Source organism: Kitasatospora sp. NPDC001261, assembly GCF_042896795.1.
Classification (GTDB): Bacteria; Actinomycetota; Actinomycetes; order Streptomycetales; family Streptomycetaceae; genus Kitasatospora.
Genome location: NZ_JBIAXP010000039.1, coordinates 1 through 16,505, shown reverse-complemented (window position 1 = coordinate 16,505; position 16,505 = coordinate 1). Strand labels below are relative to the sequence as shown.

Below are 16,505 nucleotides of genomic sequence, written 5' to 3'. Positions count from 1 at the left end.
GGCCGGGAAGCTCCCGGCCCGCCCTCCGCAAATCCGCTAACGGAGTCCGGTCGAGCGCCGCAGCGCCGTCGCGAGCAGCCGGTCGATCAGCTCCGGGTACGAGACCCCGCTGGCCTCCCACATCTTCGGGAAGGCCGAGATCGGGGTGAAGCCGGGCATGGTGTTGATCTCGTTGATCATCCAGGTGCCGTCCTCCAGCAGGAAGAAGTCCACCCGGGCCAGGCCCTCGCAGCCGAGCGCCTCGAAGGCCTCGACCGCCTGGCGCTGGATCTCGGCGAGCTCGCCGGCAGTGAGGTCCGCCGGGATCTTCACGTCCGAGGAGTCGATGTACTTGGCCTCGAAGTCGTAGAAGTCGAAGCCCTCGCCGACCAGGATCTCGCCGGCCACGCTGGCCCGCGGGCCGTCCTCGAACTCCAGCACGCCGCACTCGATCTCGCGGCCGGTCACGCCCGCCTCGATGATCAGCTTGGGGTCGTGCCGCCGGGCCTCCTCGATCGCCGCGTCGAGGTCGGCCAGGTCCTTCACCTTGGTGATGCCGATGCTGGAGCCGGCCCGGCAGGGCTTCACGAACAGCGGCAGGCCCAGCTCGGCGGCCCGCTCGCGCACCGCCGCGCGGCCCGCCTCGGTCTCCCAGTCGCGCGGCCGCACGATGGTGTAGCGGCCGACGTCCAGACCGTGCGAGGCGAGGATCCGCTTGGCGAACTCCTTGTCCATGCCGGCCGCGCTGGCCAGCACGCCGTTGCCGACGTACGGGACGCCGGAGAGCTCCAGCAGGCCCTGGAGCGTGCCGTCCTCGCCCCACGGGCCGTGCAGCAGCGGGAAGACCACGTCGACCTCGCCGAGGGCCTTGGGGGCGCTGCCCGGCTCGGTCAGGACCACCTCGCGGTCGCCCGGGGCGACCGGCAGCGCGACCTGGCCGTCGACGCCCTCGGCGACGTGCGCCACGTCCGGCAGCTTCCCGTCGGTGATGGCCATCCGGGCCGGCTCGTCGCTGGTCAGCGCCCAGCGGCCCTCGTGCGTGATGCCGATCGGCAGCACGTCGTACTTGTCGCGGTCGATCGCCCTGAGCACACTGCCCGCGGTGGAGACCGAGATCGCGTGCTCGGAGCTGCGCCCGCCGAAGACCAGCGCGACGCGCGGCTTCCGGTCGGACCGGTTCGGGGAGGACTGTTCGATGCTCATATCGGGTTTGAGACTACCGTGCGAGGCCCTTCCGGGAAGTCAGCGGCGCCGCACCCTCGGCGCCGCCGCTCCGGTCAGCGCCGCTCGGGTCAGCGCCGCTCCGGCTTGGCCGAACGCGACATCAGCGCCTGCAGCGCCTCCTGGGTCGGCCGCCCGTTGTGCACCACGTCCACCACGGCCTCGACGATCGGCATGTCGACCCCGTTGCGCCGGGCCAGGTCCAGCACCGACTCGCAGGACTTGACGCCCTCGGCGGTCTGCCGGGTGGCCGCGCGGGCCTCCTCCAGCGTCATGCCCCGGCCCAGGTTCATGCCGAAGGTGTTGTTGCGGGACAGCGGCGAGGAGCAGGTGGCCACCAGGTCGCCCATCCCGGCGAGCCCCGCGAAGGTGTGCGGGTCCGCGCCCAGCACCTCGCCGAGCCGGGTGGTCTCGGCCAGCCCGCGGGTGATCAGCGTCGCCTTGGTGTTGTCGCCCAGCCCCATGCCGGCCGCCATGCCGACCGCCAGGCCGATCACGTTCTTGACCGCGCCGCCGAGTTCGCAGCCCACCACGTCGGTGTTGGTGTACGGCCGGAAGTACGGCGTGTGGCAGGCCGCCTGGAGCCGCTTGGCGACCGCCTCGTCGGAGCAGGCGACCACGCTGGCCGCGGGCTGCCGGTTGGCGATCTCCTTGGCCAGGTTGGGCCCGCTGACCACCGCGACGCGCTCCTGACCGACCCCGGTGACCTCGTCGATCACCTCGCTCATCCGCTTGGCGGTGCCGAGTTCGATGCCCTTCATCAGGCTCACCAGCACGGTCTGCGGCTCGATCAGCGGCGTCCAGGCGGCCAGGTTGTCGCGCAGGGTCTGCGAGGGCACCACGAGCACCGCGAAGTCGGCGCCGGCCAGCGCCTCGGCGGCGTCGGTGGTGGCCCGGACGGTGTCGGGCAGCCGGACGCCCGGCAGGTAGTCCGGGTTCTCGTGGGTGGAGTTGACGGCGTCCACCAGCTCCTGGCGGCGGGCCCAGAGCACGACCTCGCAGCCCGCGTCGGCGAGCACCATCGCGAACGCGGTGCCCCAGGAGCCGGTTCCCATCACGGCGCAACGGGTCACTTGCCGGCCTCCTCGGTGCCCTTGCCCGGCTCGCCCTTGGCGCGCCGGCGCTCGGCCAGTGCGGCCGCGGCGCGCTCCCGGGCGGCCTTGCGCATGTCGTAGCGCTCGGCCGGCGGCTCCTCGCCCCGGACTTCGGCCAGCACGGCGGTGATCGCCGTCATGATGTCCTCGGTCGCGTCGGCGAGCACCTGGGCGGTGAGCTCCTGCCCCTGGTACCGGCTCAGGTCCACCGGCGGCCCGGCCGCGACGGTGACCCGGTGCCGCGGGAACAGGTTGAACCGGCCCTTCCCGAAACCGGGCCGGCCGTACGGCGGGATGATCTCGTGGGCGCCCCAGTGCGCGACCGGGATGACCGGCGCACCGGTCATCAGCGCGACCCGGGCGACCCCGCTCTTGCCGGTCATCGGCCAGAGGTCGGGGTCCCGGGTGAGCGTTCCCTCCGGGTAGAACTGCACGCACTGGCCGCCGTTGACCGCGTCGATCGCGGCCCGGAACGCCTGCGCGGCGTCGGTGGACTCGCGGAACACCGGGATCTGGCCGGTCTTGCGCAGCATGAACCCGATGAAGGGGACGGAGAACAGCGAGGACTTGCCGAGAATGCGCGGCGGACGCCCGCTGTTGTACTGCCAGTGCGCGTAGATCACCGGGTCGATGATCGAGTTGTGGTTCACCGCGGCGATGAAGCCGCCGTTCCTCGGAACGTGCTCCCAGCCCCGCCAGTCGGGCTTCACCAGGGCGGTCGTCACCGGCTTCACCAGCACGGCCGCGAAGCGGTACCAGATGCCGTAGTCGGCGTTGCCGAACTTGGCGTACGAGCGGCGGGCCACCCCAGCTCCTTCTCATCCGATGCGGCACGGATTACCGCGGTCATGGTGTCCCGGTGCCGCGCACCGCTTCCGCCGGTGCCCGGGCCACGGGCGCGGAACAGTGTCGCCCGCCCGCTCACCGGCTGTCGAGCAACCGCGCCAACCCGCCCGGCGGGCGTGATCAAACGCACGTCCGCACAGCTCGAACGGCCTGGCGAGGGCTCCGGGACCGGCGCCAGAATGACGCCGGTGACCCAGGACACCGTACGCCCCAGTGAGCCCGTCGCGCCCCCCGCACCCACGGCCGGCTGGTCGCTGGTGCTCCCGCTCAAGCCGCTCGCCCTGGCGAAGAGCAGACTGGCCCCGTACGCCGGGCCGCACCGGGCCGACCTGGCGCTGTCCTTCGCCCTGGACACCGTCGCCGCCGCCCTGGCCACCCCGGACGTCGACCGGGTCCTGGTGGTCACCCGCGACGCCGAGGCCGGCGCCCGGCTGGCCGCGCTCGGCGCCCTGGTGGTCGCCGACGAGCCCGGCGGCGGCCTCAACCGGGCCCTGGCACACGGCGCCGCGGCCGCCCTGGCCCTGGCCCCGCGGGCCCCGCTGGCGGCGCTCTCGGCGGACCTCCCGGCGCTGCGCCCGGCCGAACTGGCCCGGGTGCTGGGCGCGGTGCCGCCGGACGGCCGGGCCTTCCTGCCGGACTCCCCCGGCCTCGGCACCACCCTGCTCGCCTGCGCGCCCGGGCGCCCGCTCTCCCCCGCCTTCGGGGACGGCTCACGGGCCCGGCACGCGGCCGGCGGTGCGCTCGAACTGCGCCTGCCGGACGTGGAGTCGGTGCGCCGGGACGTGGACACCGGGACGGACCTCGGCGAGGCCGCGGCGCTCGGCCTCGGCCCGCACACCAGCGCGCTGTTCGCCCGCCTGAGCCTGCGCTGAGCCCGTCCCGGCCCCTCCGGAGCCCGCCCGGCCCGGCGCCGACCTGCTCCCCGGCCCGGGCGGGGCCGCTCGCTATGCTGCACGCATGCAGGCCACCGCGTTCACCTTCGACCCCGCCACCCGGGCCGGCTCCGTGCTGCTCGACGACGGGACCCCGGTGCCGTTCGACGCGGCCGCCTTCGACGCCGGCGGCCTGCGGCTGCTGCGCCCCGGACAGCGGGTGCGGATCCGCACCGAGGGCACCGGCGAGGCCCGCCGGGTGGTCTTCGTGACGCTCCAGACCTTCCCCGACCCCGCCGAGGGCTGACGGCCCCGTCGGGCTCCGCCGAGGCCCGCGGAACCTTCGGGCCCGACCGGCCCCGCCGGGGACCGGCCCGCACCCCGCCACCCCGCTCGGAACCGCCCCCTGCCGACGCACGCCGCGGATTCCTGACTAAGCGCCCGGAAATCGAAAGAGCCGCGGCGACCGGTCTCCGCGAATTCACGGGAGGGGGGGTGCCGCGGCTCTGGGCCGAAGGCCGTCCGAAGACGGTCGCGCGGGACTTACTTGGCAGAGGTCTTGCGCGCGGTGGTCTTGCGGGTGGCGGTCTTCTTCGCCGGCGCCGTCTTCTTGGCGGTGGCGGCCGCCTTCTTGGCGGTGGCCGTGGTCTTCTTGGCGGCGGCCGTGGTGGTCGCCTTCTTCGCGGCGGCCGTCTTCTTGGTGGCGGCGGCCTTGGTCGCGGTCGCCGTCGCCTTCTTGGCGGCGGTGGTCTTCGCGGCCGTCGTCTTCGCGGCGGTGGTCTTCGCGGCGGACTTCTTGGCGGTCGCCGTGGTCTTCTTGGCGGCGGCCGTGGTGGTCGCCTTCTTGGCGGCGGCCGTGGTCGCCGTCTTCTTGGCGGCGGCCTTCTTGGCGGCCGGGGCGGCGGCAGCGGCGGCGGCGCGCTTGGTGGCGGCACGCTTGGCGGCCGGGGTGGCGGCCACGCCGCTCTTGCCCGGGGTGAGGGAGCCCTTGGGGGCCTTCTTCACCGAGGGGCCTTCCTTCGGCAGCTTCTTGCTGCCGCTGACCAGGTCCTTGAAGCCCTGACCCGGACGGAAGCGCGGGACCGAGGTCTTCTTGACCTTGACGCGCTCGCCGGTCTGCGGGTTGCGGGCGAAGCGCGCGGAGCGCTCCACCTTCTCGAAGGTGCCGAACCCGGTCACCGAGACCCGGTCACCGGCCACAACGGCACGGACCATGGTGTCGAGCACTGCGTCGACGGCCTCTGCGGCAGCCTTGCGACCGCCCAGCTGCTCGGCCACCGCTTCGACAAGCTGAGCCTTGTTCACGTCTTCCCCTTCGGAAACGGGCGCCGGATGATTCCATCCGTTCTTTTCGCACGTTAGGTATGTATCTGCGGACTTTCAATTACCAAACGCGCGAATCACCCTAGTGTCGCAATGGATTTGCGCGTCGGCGACCTCAGTCGAGCGGCGGGGGCCCCTCGTCGAGGTCATGTACAAAGCGACTCAACCGCCTTGCCGCCTCCGGAAGATCGCGCTTGGCGGTCTCGGTGACGATGAGGAGTTGACGGGTGAGAGCGGTCTTTGCATCGGCAGACACGTTCAGCGCATGCACGCGGGCGTGAGCTTGCTTCAACCGCTCGGCCACAAGCGCGTAGAGCGCTACGACTTCCTGGTCGTCCGGCCCCTCAGCTGGTGCGGAGGTGACGTCCGGCCGGTCGTCAATTCGGCGTTCGGATGGCCGGCCCATGGAGTCCTCAGTCGCGGGTTCGCCGCCCGCGTACGGAGGTTCATGGTGCCGGTGCATGTACTGATTGTGCCATCTACCCGCAGTTGTACTTGCGCGGGCCCCTCTTCCGCAAAGCCAAATGGGCAATCCGGGGCGGACCCCGGCGCTAACTCGTGCTCCGGAACGACGGATGGCCCGGCCCCCCCGAGGGGGGCACGGGCCACGCGGTGGATCGTCAGAATGCTTGTTCTGAGGGGAACTCAGGCGACCGGCAGAGTACGGGGCTTGAAGGCCGGACGGGTCTCCTCGAAGGCCGCGATGTCGGCCTCGTTCCGCAGCGTGATGCTGATGTCGTCCAGCCCGTTGAGCAGCCGCCACCGGACGTTGTCGTCCAGTTCGAAGGCCGCCGTGACGCCTTCGGCCCGTACTTCGCGCGCCTCCAGGTCGACGGTGATCTCGGCCGAAGGGTCACTCTCCGTGAGCACCCAGAGCCGCTCCACGGTCTCCTGCGGCAGGACGACCGTCAGCAGGCCGTTCTTCAGGGAGTTGCCCCGGAAGATGTCGGCGAAGCGCGAGGAGATGACCGCGTGGAAACCGTAGTTCTGGAGCGCCCAGACGGCGTGCTCCCGGGAGGAGCCGGTGCCGAACTCGGGACCGGCCACCAGGACCGTGGCGCCCTGCCGCTCGGGCCGGTTGAGGATGAACGACTCGTCCTTGCGCCAGGCTTCGAACAGGCCGCCCTCGAAACCGGATCGGGTGACCTTCTTGAGCCAGTGGGCGGGGATGATCTGGTCGGTGTCCACGTTGCTGCGGCGCAGCGGGACGGCCCGGCCGGTGTGGGTGGTGAACTTCTCCATGGCTCAGGCCTCCACGGGAGCGACGTCGGCGGTCAGGTCGGAGGGGGCCGCGAGGCGGCCCAGCACGGCGGTCGCGGCGGCGACCTGCGGGGAGACCAGGTGGGTGCGGCCGCCCTTGCCCTGCCGGCCCTCGAAGTTGCGGTTCGAGGTGGAGGCGCAGCGCTCCCCCGGGGCGAGCTGGTCGGGGTTCATGCCCAGGCACATCGAGCAGCCCGCGTGGCGCCACTCGGCGCCGGCCGCGGTGAACACCTTGTCCAGCCCCTCCTCGACGGCCTGGAGCGCGACCCGGACGGACCCGGGGACGACCAGCATCCGTACGCCGTCGGCGATCCGGCGGCCCTCGACGACGGCCGCGGCGGCCCGCAGGTCCTCGATCCGGCCGTTGGTGCAGGAGCCGACGAAGACGGCGTCGACCTTGACCTCGCGCAGCGGGGTGCCGGCCTCCAGGCCCATGTACGTCAGGGCGTTCTCGGCGGCCAGGCGCTCCTGCGGGTCGGCGAAGGAGGCCGGGTCCGGCACGTTCGAGCCCAGCGGGGCGCCCTGGCCCGGGTTGGTGCCCCAGGTGACGAAGGGGGTCAGCTCGCTCGCGTCGATGAAGATCTCGTGGTCGAAGACCGCGTCCTCGTCGGTGCCCAGGGTCCGCCAGTACGCGACGGCGGCGTCCCAGTCCTCGCCCTGCGGGGCGTGCGGGCGGCCTTGGAGGTACGCGAAGGTCGTCTCGTCCGGGGCGATCATGCCGGCCCGGGCGCCGGCCTCGATCGACATGTTGCAGACGGTCATCCGGGCCTCCATGGAGAGGCTCCGGATCGCCGAACCGCGGTACTCCAGGACGTAGCCCTGGCCGCCGCCGGTGCCGATCTTCGCGATGACGGCCAGGATCAGGTCCTTGGCGGTGACGCCCTCGGGCAGGTCGCCCTCGACGGTGACCGCCATGGTCCGGAACGGCGCCAGCGGCAGGGTCTGGGTGGCCAGCACGTGCTCGACCTGGCTGGTGCCGATGCCGAACGCCAGCGCGCCGAAGGCGCCGTGGGTCGAGGTGTGGGAGTCGCCGCAGACCACGGTCATGCCGGGCTGGGTCAGGCCGAGCTGCGGGCCGACGACGTGCACGACGCCCTGTTCGACGTCGCCGAGCGAGTGGATCCGGACGCCGAACTCGGCGGCGTTCCTGCGCAGGGTCTCCAGCTGCACCTTGGAGACCGGGTCGGCGATCGGCTTGTCGATGTCGAGGGTGGGGGTGTTGTGGTCCTCGGTGGCGATCGTCAGATCGGTGCGGCGGACCGTACGGCCGGCCAGCCGCAGCCCGTCGAAGGCCTGCGGGCTGGTGACCTCGTGGAGCAGGTGGAGGTCGATGAAGAGGAGGTCGGGTTCGCCCTCCGCGCGCCGCACGACGTGGTCGTCCCAGACCTTCTCTGCGAGTGTCCGTCCCATCGGATTCCCTCCAGCCGGCCGCGTTGCCGGCCTTCTCGTGTCGTCGAGGTCAAAGCGTGTGCGCCGCCCTGAGACTCCCGGGCCGCTCCCGTCCAGAGTGGCGCTTTTCGCCGGAGATTGAACTTGTGTCTCGCGGAGTGAGATCGCGGTCTTAGCGCATGGACAGCGCGCGGCGACCCGTCCACCCCCCGTCCGCCCCCGGCCGGCCGGGCCCCGCGAAGGCTCGGCGGAGGCTCGGCGGAGGCTCCGCGAGGGCTGCCCGGAGGAGCCTGCGGAGACCCCCGGGAAGAGTCGCGCGGAGGCCGCACGGAACGCCGAAAGGGCCCCACCCGTGACCGGGTGGGGCCCTTTCGGAAAGCCTTCGACGCACAACGAAAAAGACCCCGGACAACCGGGGCCTTTCCAATTTCTGGCTGGGGTACCAGGACTCGAACCTAGACTAAATGAACCAGAATCACTCGTGCTGCCAATTACACCATACCCCAACACAAAGCAAGGGCCGATGGGCGAGCCCACCGGCTTCCTGCTCTGAAGTACCCCCGACCGGATTCGAACCGGCGCTACTGCCGTGAGAGGGCAGCGTGCTAGGCCGCTACACAACGGGGGCTTCCTGGCGATCCCTTGCGGGATCCGTACCCCCGACCGGATTCGAACCGGCGCTACTGCCGTGAGAGGGCAGCGTGCTAGGCCGCTACACAACGGGGGCTTTCCAGGTGATCCCTTGCGGGATCCGTACCCCCGACCGGATTCGAACCGGCGCTACTGCCGTGAGAGGGCAGCGTGCTAGGCCGCTACACAACGGGGGCTTGATCTTCTTTTGTGTGCTGTACTCACGTACTGCGCTGGGGTACCAGGACTCGAACCTAGACTAAATGAACCAGAATCACTCGTGCTGCCAATTACACCATACCCCACCAGAGTTGAACCCCTGCGGGCCCTTCTCAGGCATTGCGCCTCTCGGTCGGTCCCTTCCGAGGGGCTTTCGTTCCCTCGTCCGTTCCCTCCCGGGCGGCGCAGAAAGAACATTACCCGACGTCGGCCCCGGCTCCAAAATCGATAACCCCGGGCGGCCTGCGGGAGGCCTGCGGATGACCTCCGGGTACGCCGCGGGCCCGGCACGAGGCCGGGCCCGCGGCCTGCTCGGCGGCCCGTGGAGGGCCGGTCCGGCAGGGATCCGTCAGCGAGCGCCCAGGAGGGTGCCTCAGGCGGCCGGGAGGGCGTCCAGGGCGGCACGCAGCCGTCGCAGCGTCTCCGGGCGGCCCAGCAGCTCCATGGACTCGAACAGCGGCGGGGAGACCCGTCGGCCGGTCACGGCCACCCGCAGCGGCGTGAAGGCGAACTTGGGCTTGATGCCCAGCCCCTCCACCAGCGCCTCGCGCAGCGCGGCCTGGATCGGCTCCGGGGTGAAGTCCGCGAGCTCCTCCAGCGCCTTGATGCTGGCCTCCAGCACCGGGCGGGAGTCCGCGGTCAGCACCTTGGCGGCGTCGTCCGCGTCGAGGGCGAACTTCTCCGGCGCCACGAACAGGAAGCCGGCCATGTTCACGATCTCGCTCAGCACGACCATCCGCTCCTGGGTGAGCGGCGCCACCTTGGCGAGCAGGTCCAGCTGCTCGGCGGTGGGCTCGGCCGGCAGCAGCTCGGCGCCCTGGAGGAACGGCACCAGGCGGCGGACGAAGTCCTCCGGGGCCAGCCGGCGGACGTGCTCGGCGTTGATCGCCTCGCACTTCTTCAGGTCGAAGCGGGCCGGGTTGGCGTTCACCTTGGCGACGTCGAAGGCGGCGACCATCTCGTCCATGTCGAACAGGTCGCGGTCCTCGGCCAGCGACCAGCCCAGCAGGGACAGGTAGTTGAGCAGGCCCTCGCGGATGAAGCCGCGCTCGCGGTACAGGTTGAGCGAGGACTGCGGGTCGCGCTTGGAGAGCTTCTTGTTGCCCTCGCCCATCACGTACGGCAGGTGGCCGAAGCGCGGGGTGGTGCCGTCGCCGACACCGATCTCGGCGAGCGCGGCGTACAGCGCGATCTGCCGCGGGGTGGAGGACAGCAGGTCCTCGCCGCGCAGCACGTGGGTGATGCCCATCAGGGCGTCGTCCACCGGGTTGACCAGGGTGTACAGCGGGGCGCCGTTGGCCCGGACGATGCCGTAGTCCGGGACGTTCTCCGGCTCGAAGGTGAGCGTGCCGCGCACCAGGTCGTCGAAGGAGAGGGTCTTGTCGGGCATCCGGAAGCGCAGGATCGGCTCGCGCTTCTCCAGCTTGTAGACGGCGACCTGCTCCTCCGTCAGCTCGCGGCAGTGGCCGTCGTAGCCGGAGGGCTTGCCGGCCGCGCGGGCGGCCTCGCGGCGGGCGTCCAGCTCCTCGGTGGAGCAGTAGCAGTGGTAGGCGTGGCCGGCCTCGTGCAGGCGGCGGGCGACATCGGCATAGATGTCCATCCGCTGCGACTGCCGGTACGGCGCGTCCGGACCGCCGACCTCGGGGCCCTCGTCCCAGTCCAGGCCGAGCCAGCGCATCGCGTCGAGCAGCTGGTTGTACGACTCCTCGGAGTCGCGGGCGGAGTCGGTGTCCTCGATCCGGAAGACCAGCGTGCCGCCGTTGTGGCGGGCGTAGGCCCAGTTGAACAGGGCCGTGCGGACCATGCCCACGTGGGGGTTGCCGGTCGGGGAGGGACAGAAGCGAACCCGGACGGCCGGGTCAGTGTTAGCCACGCTTGATCACCTTGTTGGTGAGAGTGCCGATGCCTTCGATGGAGACGGCGACCTCGTCGCCGACGTTGAGGGGGCCCACCCCTGCGGGCGTGCCGGTGAGGATGACGTCGCCGGGCAGCAGCGTCATGGCCTCGGAGATGTGGACGACCAGCTCGGCGACCGAGCGGACCATCAGGGAGGTGCGGCCGGTCTGGCGGAGCTCGCCGTTGACCGTGCAGGTGATCGCGAGGTCGCTCGGGTCGAGGTCGGTCTCGATCCACGGGCCCAGCGGGCAGGCCGTGTCGAAGCCCTTGGCCCGGGCCCACTGGCCCTCGCGCTGCTGGACGTCCCGGGCGGTGACGTCGTTGGCGCAGGTGTAGCCGAGGATCACCTCGGGCACCCGGTCCAGCGGCACCTCGCGGCACATCCGGCCGATCACCACGGCGAGTTCGGCCTCGTGGTGGACGTCCGAGGAGAACGGCGGGTAGGCGATGCTCTCGGTTGGGCCGATCACCGAGGTGGACGGCTTGAAGAAGGTGAGCGGGACGTCCGGGACGTCGTTGCCCAGCTCCGCCGCGTGCGCCGCGTAGTTGCGGCCGACCGCCACGATCTTGTTCGGGAGCATCGGGCTGAGCAGCCGGACGTCCTGGAAGCGGTAGCTCTCGCCGGTGGGCTGGGGCTGGCCGAACGGGTGGCCGGCCAGCGCGTGGACGACCAGCGACTCGGGCCGGGAAGGGTCGCCCTCCACTACGCCGAAGGAGACGCTGCCGGCGGCAGGGCTCCCTTCCCGGACGGAAAACCTGGCAATGCGCACGGCTGGGCTACCCCTCGCTTCGTCGGCCGCCCGGGGCGCGCCCGGGCGCTGGTGGGCTCCCGCCCGCAGTGGGCGCGGCCCCGTCAATCGGCCTCCAGGCTATCGCGTGGGGCCCCGGCTGACCGCTTTGCCCCTGTTCAGGACGGTCGGGACGGAAGCGCGCACCGCGCGACGCCGAGGGCGCCGCCGCCACCGGTGTGACGACGGCGCCCTCGGCGCGGTGCGGTGCGGTGCCGTGCGGGGTCAGTCCTGCGGGACGACGACCGGGGCGACCATCAGCTGGGTGCGGCGCGGGTTGGCCGTGGCGGCCGGCAGCTCGGTGCCGTAGGTCAGGACGTCCTCGGGCTTGCGGGCACCCGGGATCGTGCTGAAGTCCTCGACCGAGGCCAGCGTCGTCCGGCGCGGGTTCGCCGTGGGGCGGCAGGACAGCGTGGACTTGGTGGCGTTCTTCGCCTGGGACATCGAGAGCACCTCGTGGTCATGGCCTGGCCGACCGCGGCGGATCGGCACCGGCCTGATGGATTCCGATTGATTCGGAGGGGTTCTGGGCAGGCTGATCGGGGCCGTGCTCCGGAGACAGCCAGGTTACGAGATCTCATTCCATAGAGACCGTGACCAAAGCTACACATTAGACTGTGATTTTGCTCACAAATTGACGAGCAAAATACAGATATCCGACATATCGTCGCTCCGGGACTTTCCGACATTCCACCCGATAAGGGGCATTCCGGAAGGTCTGTGACTCTTCCCGATCCCGGGTCTGCTTGGCATGTATCCGGCGAGTGTCCGAAAAAGGCGGTATTCCGGTCCTGTTACCGCACAGTCAGTGAGATCGCACAAGCGGTCGGTAGCGCCGGACCCCCGGTACCTGCGGCCCTTGTTGGGATTCCCCGGCTGTGCTGGAATGCGACGGACCGTGGGTAGGGAGTGGTCCACCCCGGTGCCCGCTCTCCCGGACCGGCCGGGGGGCGGATGGAAACTCGACACCGTCCAGGCCGTGGCGACGCGGCGGGACGCCCGGTCCAGAGGTTGCGACGCCAGTGCAGGGACGTTTCAAAAGGGGTAGCGGCGCCGCGGGGAACCCGGAGTCGCGCGAGCCTGTGGCAGCCCCCCAACAGGCGGCGGCCCCCGGCGGCCCGGCCGAGCCGGTGACACCCGAGGCCCTCGGGCGACCGGAGGAGGACGGGCAGGAGCGGAAGTCCGCCCGGGACAAACTCCGGACCTCGCTGACCAGGCGCCGCGCCACCGGTCTGAACCGGCTCGCGATGCGCAACTGGCGCATCCGCACCCGACTGATCGCGCTGCTCGCCCTCCCCGTGATGGTCTCGCTGGTCCTCGGTGGCCTGCGCATCCAGACCTCGATGGAGAACTCGCAGCAACTCGCCCAGATGGCCAACCTGTCCGACCTGGCCAAGAAGGCGACCAACCTCGCGGACGCGCTGCAGACCGAGCGCGACATCAGCGCCGGCCCGATCACCCACGACCCGACCGCCCCGCTGGACGACGACATCGTCGCGGCCCGCAAGTCCACCGACGACCTGAGCCGCACCTTCACCGCGTCCTCCGACAAGTTCGAGAACCTCGAACTGTCCGGCGGCAAGGCGCTGTTGCTCCAGATCCGCAAGGACCTGAACTCGATCGCGGACACCCGCAGCCTGCCGTACCAGAACAACCAGAACATCCAGTCGACGATCACCGCCTACGACGTGATCATCCGAGACCTGCTGTCCATCACCCAGGACATCGCGCTCGCGTCGAACAACAAGGACCTGGTCGTCTCCACCCGCGCGCTCCAGCAGTTCTCGCTGGCGAAGAACGCGACCTCGCAGCAGCGGGCCCTGATCAGCGCCGCGCTCGCCAACCCGAAGACCCCGGACCTCAGCCCCAGCGACGAGTCCTTCGGTATCCGTCTGCGCAGCTCGTACGACAACGCGATCGCGAGCTTCAACAACATCTACACCGCGCACGACCTGGACAACCTGCGCAGCCAGCTGAGCTACAACTCGGTGGTCGCCGACGCCGACCGCTACGCCTCCACGATCCTCACCCAGAGCGGCATCCGCCAGACCGAGGCGGTCAGCTACAAGGACTGGTACGAGAAGGCCAGCTCCAAGATCACCGCCGAGCGCCGGATCGAGTCCAAGCTCATCGAGAACCTGGACGGAAAGGCCCAGGACCTCCAGTCCCAGGCCGACGCCGACGCCCTGATCATCGGTGTCGCGGTCGCCCTGGTGCTGCTCGTCGCCCTCGGTGGCGCCGGTCTGATCGCCCGCTCGATGGTGCGCTCGCTGACCCGCCTCCAGGCCGCGGCCGAGGACGTCGCCGAGCGCCGTCTGCCCGAGCTGGTCAAGACCCTCTCCGAGGCCGACCCGCACGACGTCGACACCACGGTCGAGCCGGTCGCCGTCGACTCCACCGACGAGATCGGCCACGTGGCCCACGCGTTCGACATGGTGCACAGCGAGGCCGTCCGCCTCGCCGCCGAGCAGGCCCTCCTGCGCGGCAACATCAACGCGATGTTCACCAACCTCTCGCGCCGCAGCCAGGGCCTCATCCAGCGCCAGCTGTCGCTCATCTCCGAGCTGGAGAGCCGCGAGGCGGACCCGGACCAGCTGGCCAACCTCTTCAAGCTGGACCACCTCGCGACCCGCATGCGCCGCAACGGCGAAAACCTCCTCGTCCTCGCCGGTGAGGACCCGGGCCGCCGCTGGACCAGGCCCGTCCCGCTGGTCGACGTGCTCCGCGCCGCCGCCTCCGAGGTGGAGCAGTACGAGCGCATCGAGCTCGCCGCCGTGCCGTCGGCCGAGGTCGCCGGCCGCGTCGTCAACGACCTCGTCCACCTGCTCGCCGAGCTGCTGGAGAACGCCACCTCGTTCTCCAGCCCGCAGACCCGCGTCCGGGTCACCGGCCACGCGCTGCCGGACGGCCGCGTCCTGGTCGAGATCCACGACACCGGCATCGGCCTGAGCCCCGACGACCTCGCCGAGATCAACGAGCGCCTCGCCAACCCGCCGACGGTGGACGTCTCGGTCTCCCGCCGCATGGGCCTCTTCGTGGTCGGCCGCCTGTCCCTGCGACACGGCATCCGCATCCAGCTCCGCCCCAGCGACTCCGGCGGCACCACCGCGCTGGTCATGCTCCCGGTGGACGTCACCAATTCGGGCGACCGCCGCGGCGCCGGCCGGCCCGGCTCCGGCCAGGGCAAGCAGCAGCGCGGGGTCACCCCGACGCCGCGCCAGCAGCGCCAGGTGCCGCCCGGCCGCCAGAACGGTCCGGCCGCGCTCGGCCAGGGCGGTCCGGCCGCCGGTGCCCCGCAGGGCGGCCGTCCGCAGCTCGGCCAGGGCGGTCCGGGCGCTCCGACCGGTCCCGGTCCGCAGGGCGGCCCGAGCGCGCAGGGCGGTCCCGGTGCGCCGGGCGGTCCCGGTGCGCCGGGCGGTCCGGGTGCGCCGGGCGGTCCGGGTGCGTCCGGCGGCGGTCTGCCGACCCGCAAGGTCGGCCAGTCCCTGCGGGAGAACCCCGCCCCGCAGGGCGGCGGTCAGCAGGGCCAGGGCCAGGGCCAGCGGCCCGCCCAGCCGCAGCAGAAGCAGCAGGCCCCGCAGAAGCAGCAGAACCAGCAGGCTCCGCAGCAGGCCCCGCAGGGCGGTCTGCCGCAGCGCGCCCCGGGTCGCCAGGGCCCGCCGCAGAGCGGCCCGAACGGCCTGCCCCGCCGCGGCCGTCAGCAGCAGCCCGGCCAGCCGGGCCAGCCCGGTCAGCCGCAGCAGGGCCAGCCGCAGGCCGGTCAGTCCCAGCCCGGCCTGCCCGGTCGGCCCGGCCAGGAACGTCCGCGTCCCGCCGGCGGGTTCGACGGCGGTCCGGGTGCCCGGACCGGCGAGCAGCCGCAGCACGGCCGCCCCGGCGGTCCCGGCGGCCCCGGCGCGCCGCAGCAGGGCGCCCGTCCGGGCAACCGTCCGCAGGACGGCTTGCCGCAGCGCCGTCCGGCCCCGCAGGGCCCCGGCGCCCCCGGCCGGCCCGCCGCCCAGGGCCCGCGCGGTCCGCAGCGCCCCGGCCCGGACGCGCCGCAGCGCGACCGCCAGCCGCAGCTGCCGCCGCAGGCCCCGCAGCAGCCCCAGCCGCTGCCGTCGGCCGAGCCGGCGCCGGTGGAGAGCACCCAGCAGTTCGCCCGTCCGCGCTTCGAGGCCAGCCAGATCGATCCGCGCGACCCGCTGGGCCTCGGCCTGGTCGAGCCGGTGCTGCCGAACGTGCCGAACCCGCCGCGTCCGGAGCCGGTGCGCCAGGAGCAGGCCCCGCAGCAGCCGCAGCCGCTTCCGCTGCCGCACCAGGAGCCGATGGCGCTGCCGACCGGCCCGTCCGAGGCCGCGGGCCGACCGGGCGGCGAGGAGCAGCCCTGGTTCCCGCAGTCCGACGGCTCGCAGCAGACGCGGCCGCGGCCGTACCAGCCGCGCCGCCCCGGCACCGCCGCACCGGAGTTCCAGCCGTCGGCCGACGAGCAGCGGGCTCCGCAGCAGCAGGCCCCGCAGCAGTCGCAGGGCCAGCCGCAGCCGGGCACCGGCGACGCGCCGTGGCGTCCGTCCGCGAACGACGAGCGCTGGCGCCGCGCCGAGCAGATCCGCGAGCCCTCGACCAGCGGTGTCACCATGTCGGGCCTGCCCCGGCGGACCCCGCAGGCCAACCTGGTCTCCGGCACCGCCGAGGCCTCGCCGCTGACCGGCCCGCAGGTCTCCCGGGCCCCCGAGGAGGTCCGCGGCCGACTGACCAACCTGCGCCGCGGCATCCAGCAGGGCCGCCGCGCCGGGGCCGAGCAGGCCGCCAACCAGGCGGGCCACCAGCATGGTGCCCAGCAGCCCGGATTCGATAGTTTCGGTGGCCGGAGCGACGGCAACGGCGCAGATCACCAGGAGCGTTGAGTTGAACCAGATGAGCCAGGCCGCACAGAACCTGAACTGGCTGATCACCAATTTCGTGGACAACACCCCCGGGGTGTCCCACACCGTGGTGGTCTCCGCGGA

The 16,505-nt window shown here is 72.1% G+C and carries 13 protein-coding genes, 5 tRNA genes and 1 pseudogene; 4 read left to right on the top strand and 15 right to left on the bottom strand.

Annotation, left to right across the window (positions count from 1 at the left end; translation table 11 throughout):
* Positions 1-36: 36 nt before the first annotated feature.
* From ACFY4B_RS38080 to ACFY4B_RS38070, 3 genes are all read right to left on the bottom strand, one after another.
* Complete coding sequence (locus ACFY4B_RS38080; RefSeq protein WP_049656323.1) at positions 37-1,182, bottom strand: D-alanine--D-alanine ligase family protein; 1,146 nt, start codon at positions 1,180-1,182, stop codon at positions 37-39.
* Positions 1,183-1,271: 89 nt separating this feature from the next.
* The gene (locus ACFY4B_RS38075; RefSeq protein WP_074001509.1) at positions 1,272-2,273 is read right to left on the bottom strand and encodes an NAD(P)H-dependent glycerol-3-phosphate dehydrogenase; all 1,002 of its coding nucleotides are present in this window, start codon (positions 2,271-2,273) and stop codon (positions 1,272-1,274) included.
* Complete coding sequence (locus tag ACFY4B_RS38070) at positions 2,270-3,100, bottom strand: 1-acyl-sn-glycerol-3-phosphate acyltransferase (protein WP_049656319.1); 831 nt, start codon at positions 3,098-3,100, stop codon at positions 2,270-2,272. The genes ACFY4B_RS38075 and ACFY4B_RS38070 overlap by 4 nt, the downstream gene beginning before the upstream one ends.
* A 219-nt stretch (positions 3,101-3,319) precedes the next feature.
* On the opposite strand from ACFY4B_RS38070, the gene cofC reads away from it, so the two are divergent.
* Positions 3,320-4,012, top strand: a complete 693-nt coding sequence (cofC, locus tag ACFY4B_RS38065; RefSeq protein WP_387975771.1) for a 2-phospho-L-lactate guanylyltransferase — start codon at positions 3,320-3,322, stop codon at positions 4,010-4,012.
* 85 nt (positions 4,013-4,097) lie between these two features.
* Complete coding sequence (locus ACFY4B_RS38060) at positions 4,098-4,319, top strand: hypothetical protein (protein WP_030257846.1); 222 nt, start codon at positions 4,098-4,100, stop codon at positions 4,317-4,319.
* Between the two features lie 236 nt (positions 4,320-4,555).
* Here the strand turns inward: ACFY4B_RS38060 and ACFY4B_RS38055 are convergent, their stop codons facing one another.
* The 12 genes from ACFY4B_RS38055 to ACFY4B_RS38000 form a co-directional block, all read right to left on the bottom strand.
* The gene (locus ACFY4B_RS38055) at positions 4,556-5,317 is read right to left on the bottom strand and encodes an HU family DNA-binding protein (protein WP_049659168.1); all 762 of its coding nucleotides are present in this window, start codon (positions 5,315-5,317) and stop codon (positions 4,556-4,558) included.
* Positions 5,318-5,450: 133 nt separating this feature from the next.
* Complete coding sequence (locus ACFY4B_RS38050) at positions 5,451-5,798, bottom strand: hypothetical protein (protein ID WP_369808362.1); 348 nt, start codon at positions 5,796-5,798, stop codon at positions 5,451-5,453.
* Between the two features lie 182 nt (positions 5,799-5,980).
* A complete protein-coding gene (gene leuD, locus ACFY4B_RS38045; RefSeq protein WP_387975767.1) occupies positions 5,981-6,577 on the bottom strand; it encodes a 3-isopropylmalate dehydratase small subunit in 597 nt (198 codons plus the stop codon).
* A 3-nt stretch (positions 6,578-6,580) separates the two neighbouring features.
* Entirely contained in the window at positions 6,581-8,005 is a 1,425-nt protein-coding gene (gene leuC, locus ACFY4B_RS38040) for a 3-isopropylmalate dehydratase large subunit (protein ID WP_380744011.1), read from the bottom strand.
* A gap of 410 nt (positions 8,006-8,415) precedes the next feature.
* Positions 8,416-8,490 (bottom strand) — tRNA-Gln (locus tag ACFY4B_RS38035).
* A 49-nt stretch (positions 8,491-8,539) separates the two neighbouring features.
* Positions 8,540-8,612, bottom strand: a tRNA-Glu gene (locus ACFY4B_RS38030).
* A gap of 26 nt (positions 8,613-8,638) precedes the next feature.
* Positions 8,639-8,711, bottom strand: a tRNA-Glu gene (locus ACFY4B_RS38025).
* A 27-nt stretch (positions 8,712-8,738) separates the two neighbouring features.
* Positions 8,739-8,811, bottom strand: a tRNA-Glu gene (locus tag ACFY4B_RS38020).
* A gap of 36 nt (positions 8,812-8,847) precedes the next feature.
* A tRNA-Gln gene (locus ACFY4B_RS38015) sits at positions 8,848-8,919 on the bottom strand.
* Positions 8,920-9,206: 287 nt separating this feature from the next.
* Entirely contained in the window at positions 9,207-10,706 is a 1,500-nt protein-coding gene (gltX, locus tag ACFY4B_RS38010; protein ID WP_049658606.1) for a glutamate--tRNA ligase, read from the bottom strand.
* Positions 10,699-11,499, bottom strand: a complete 801-nt coding sequence (locus ACFY4B_RS38005) for a fumarylacetoacetate hydrolase family protein (protein ID WP_049658604.1) — start codon at positions 11,497-11,499, stop codon at positions 10,699-10,701. Before ACFY4B_RS38005 ends, gltX begins: the two co-directional genes overlap by 8 nt.
* A 243-nt stretch (positions 11,500-11,742) precedes the next feature.
* Positions 11,743-11,961, bottom strand: coding sequence for a hypothetical protein (locus tag ACFY4B_RS38000; protein WP_049658602.1), 219 nt, complete (start codon positions 11,959-11,961; stop codon positions 11,743-11,745).
* Positions 11,962-12,599: 638 nt separating this feature from the next.
* On the opposite strand from ACFY4B_RS38000, the gene ACFY4B_RS37995 reads away from it, so the two are divergent.
* Positions 12,600-16,403 carry a nitrate- and nitrite sensing domain-containing protein gene (locus ACFY4B_RS37995; RefSeq protein WP_387975763.1) on the top strand — a complete coding sequence of 1,268 codons (3,804 nt, stop codon included), beginning with the start codon at positions 12,600-12,602 and terminating at the stop codon, positions 16,401-16,403.
* A gap of 10 nt (positions 16,404-16,413) precedes the next feature.
* Positions 16,414-16,505: pseudogene (locus tag ACFY4B_RS37990) on the top strand (roadblock/LC7 domain-containing protein); the annotation flags it as partial.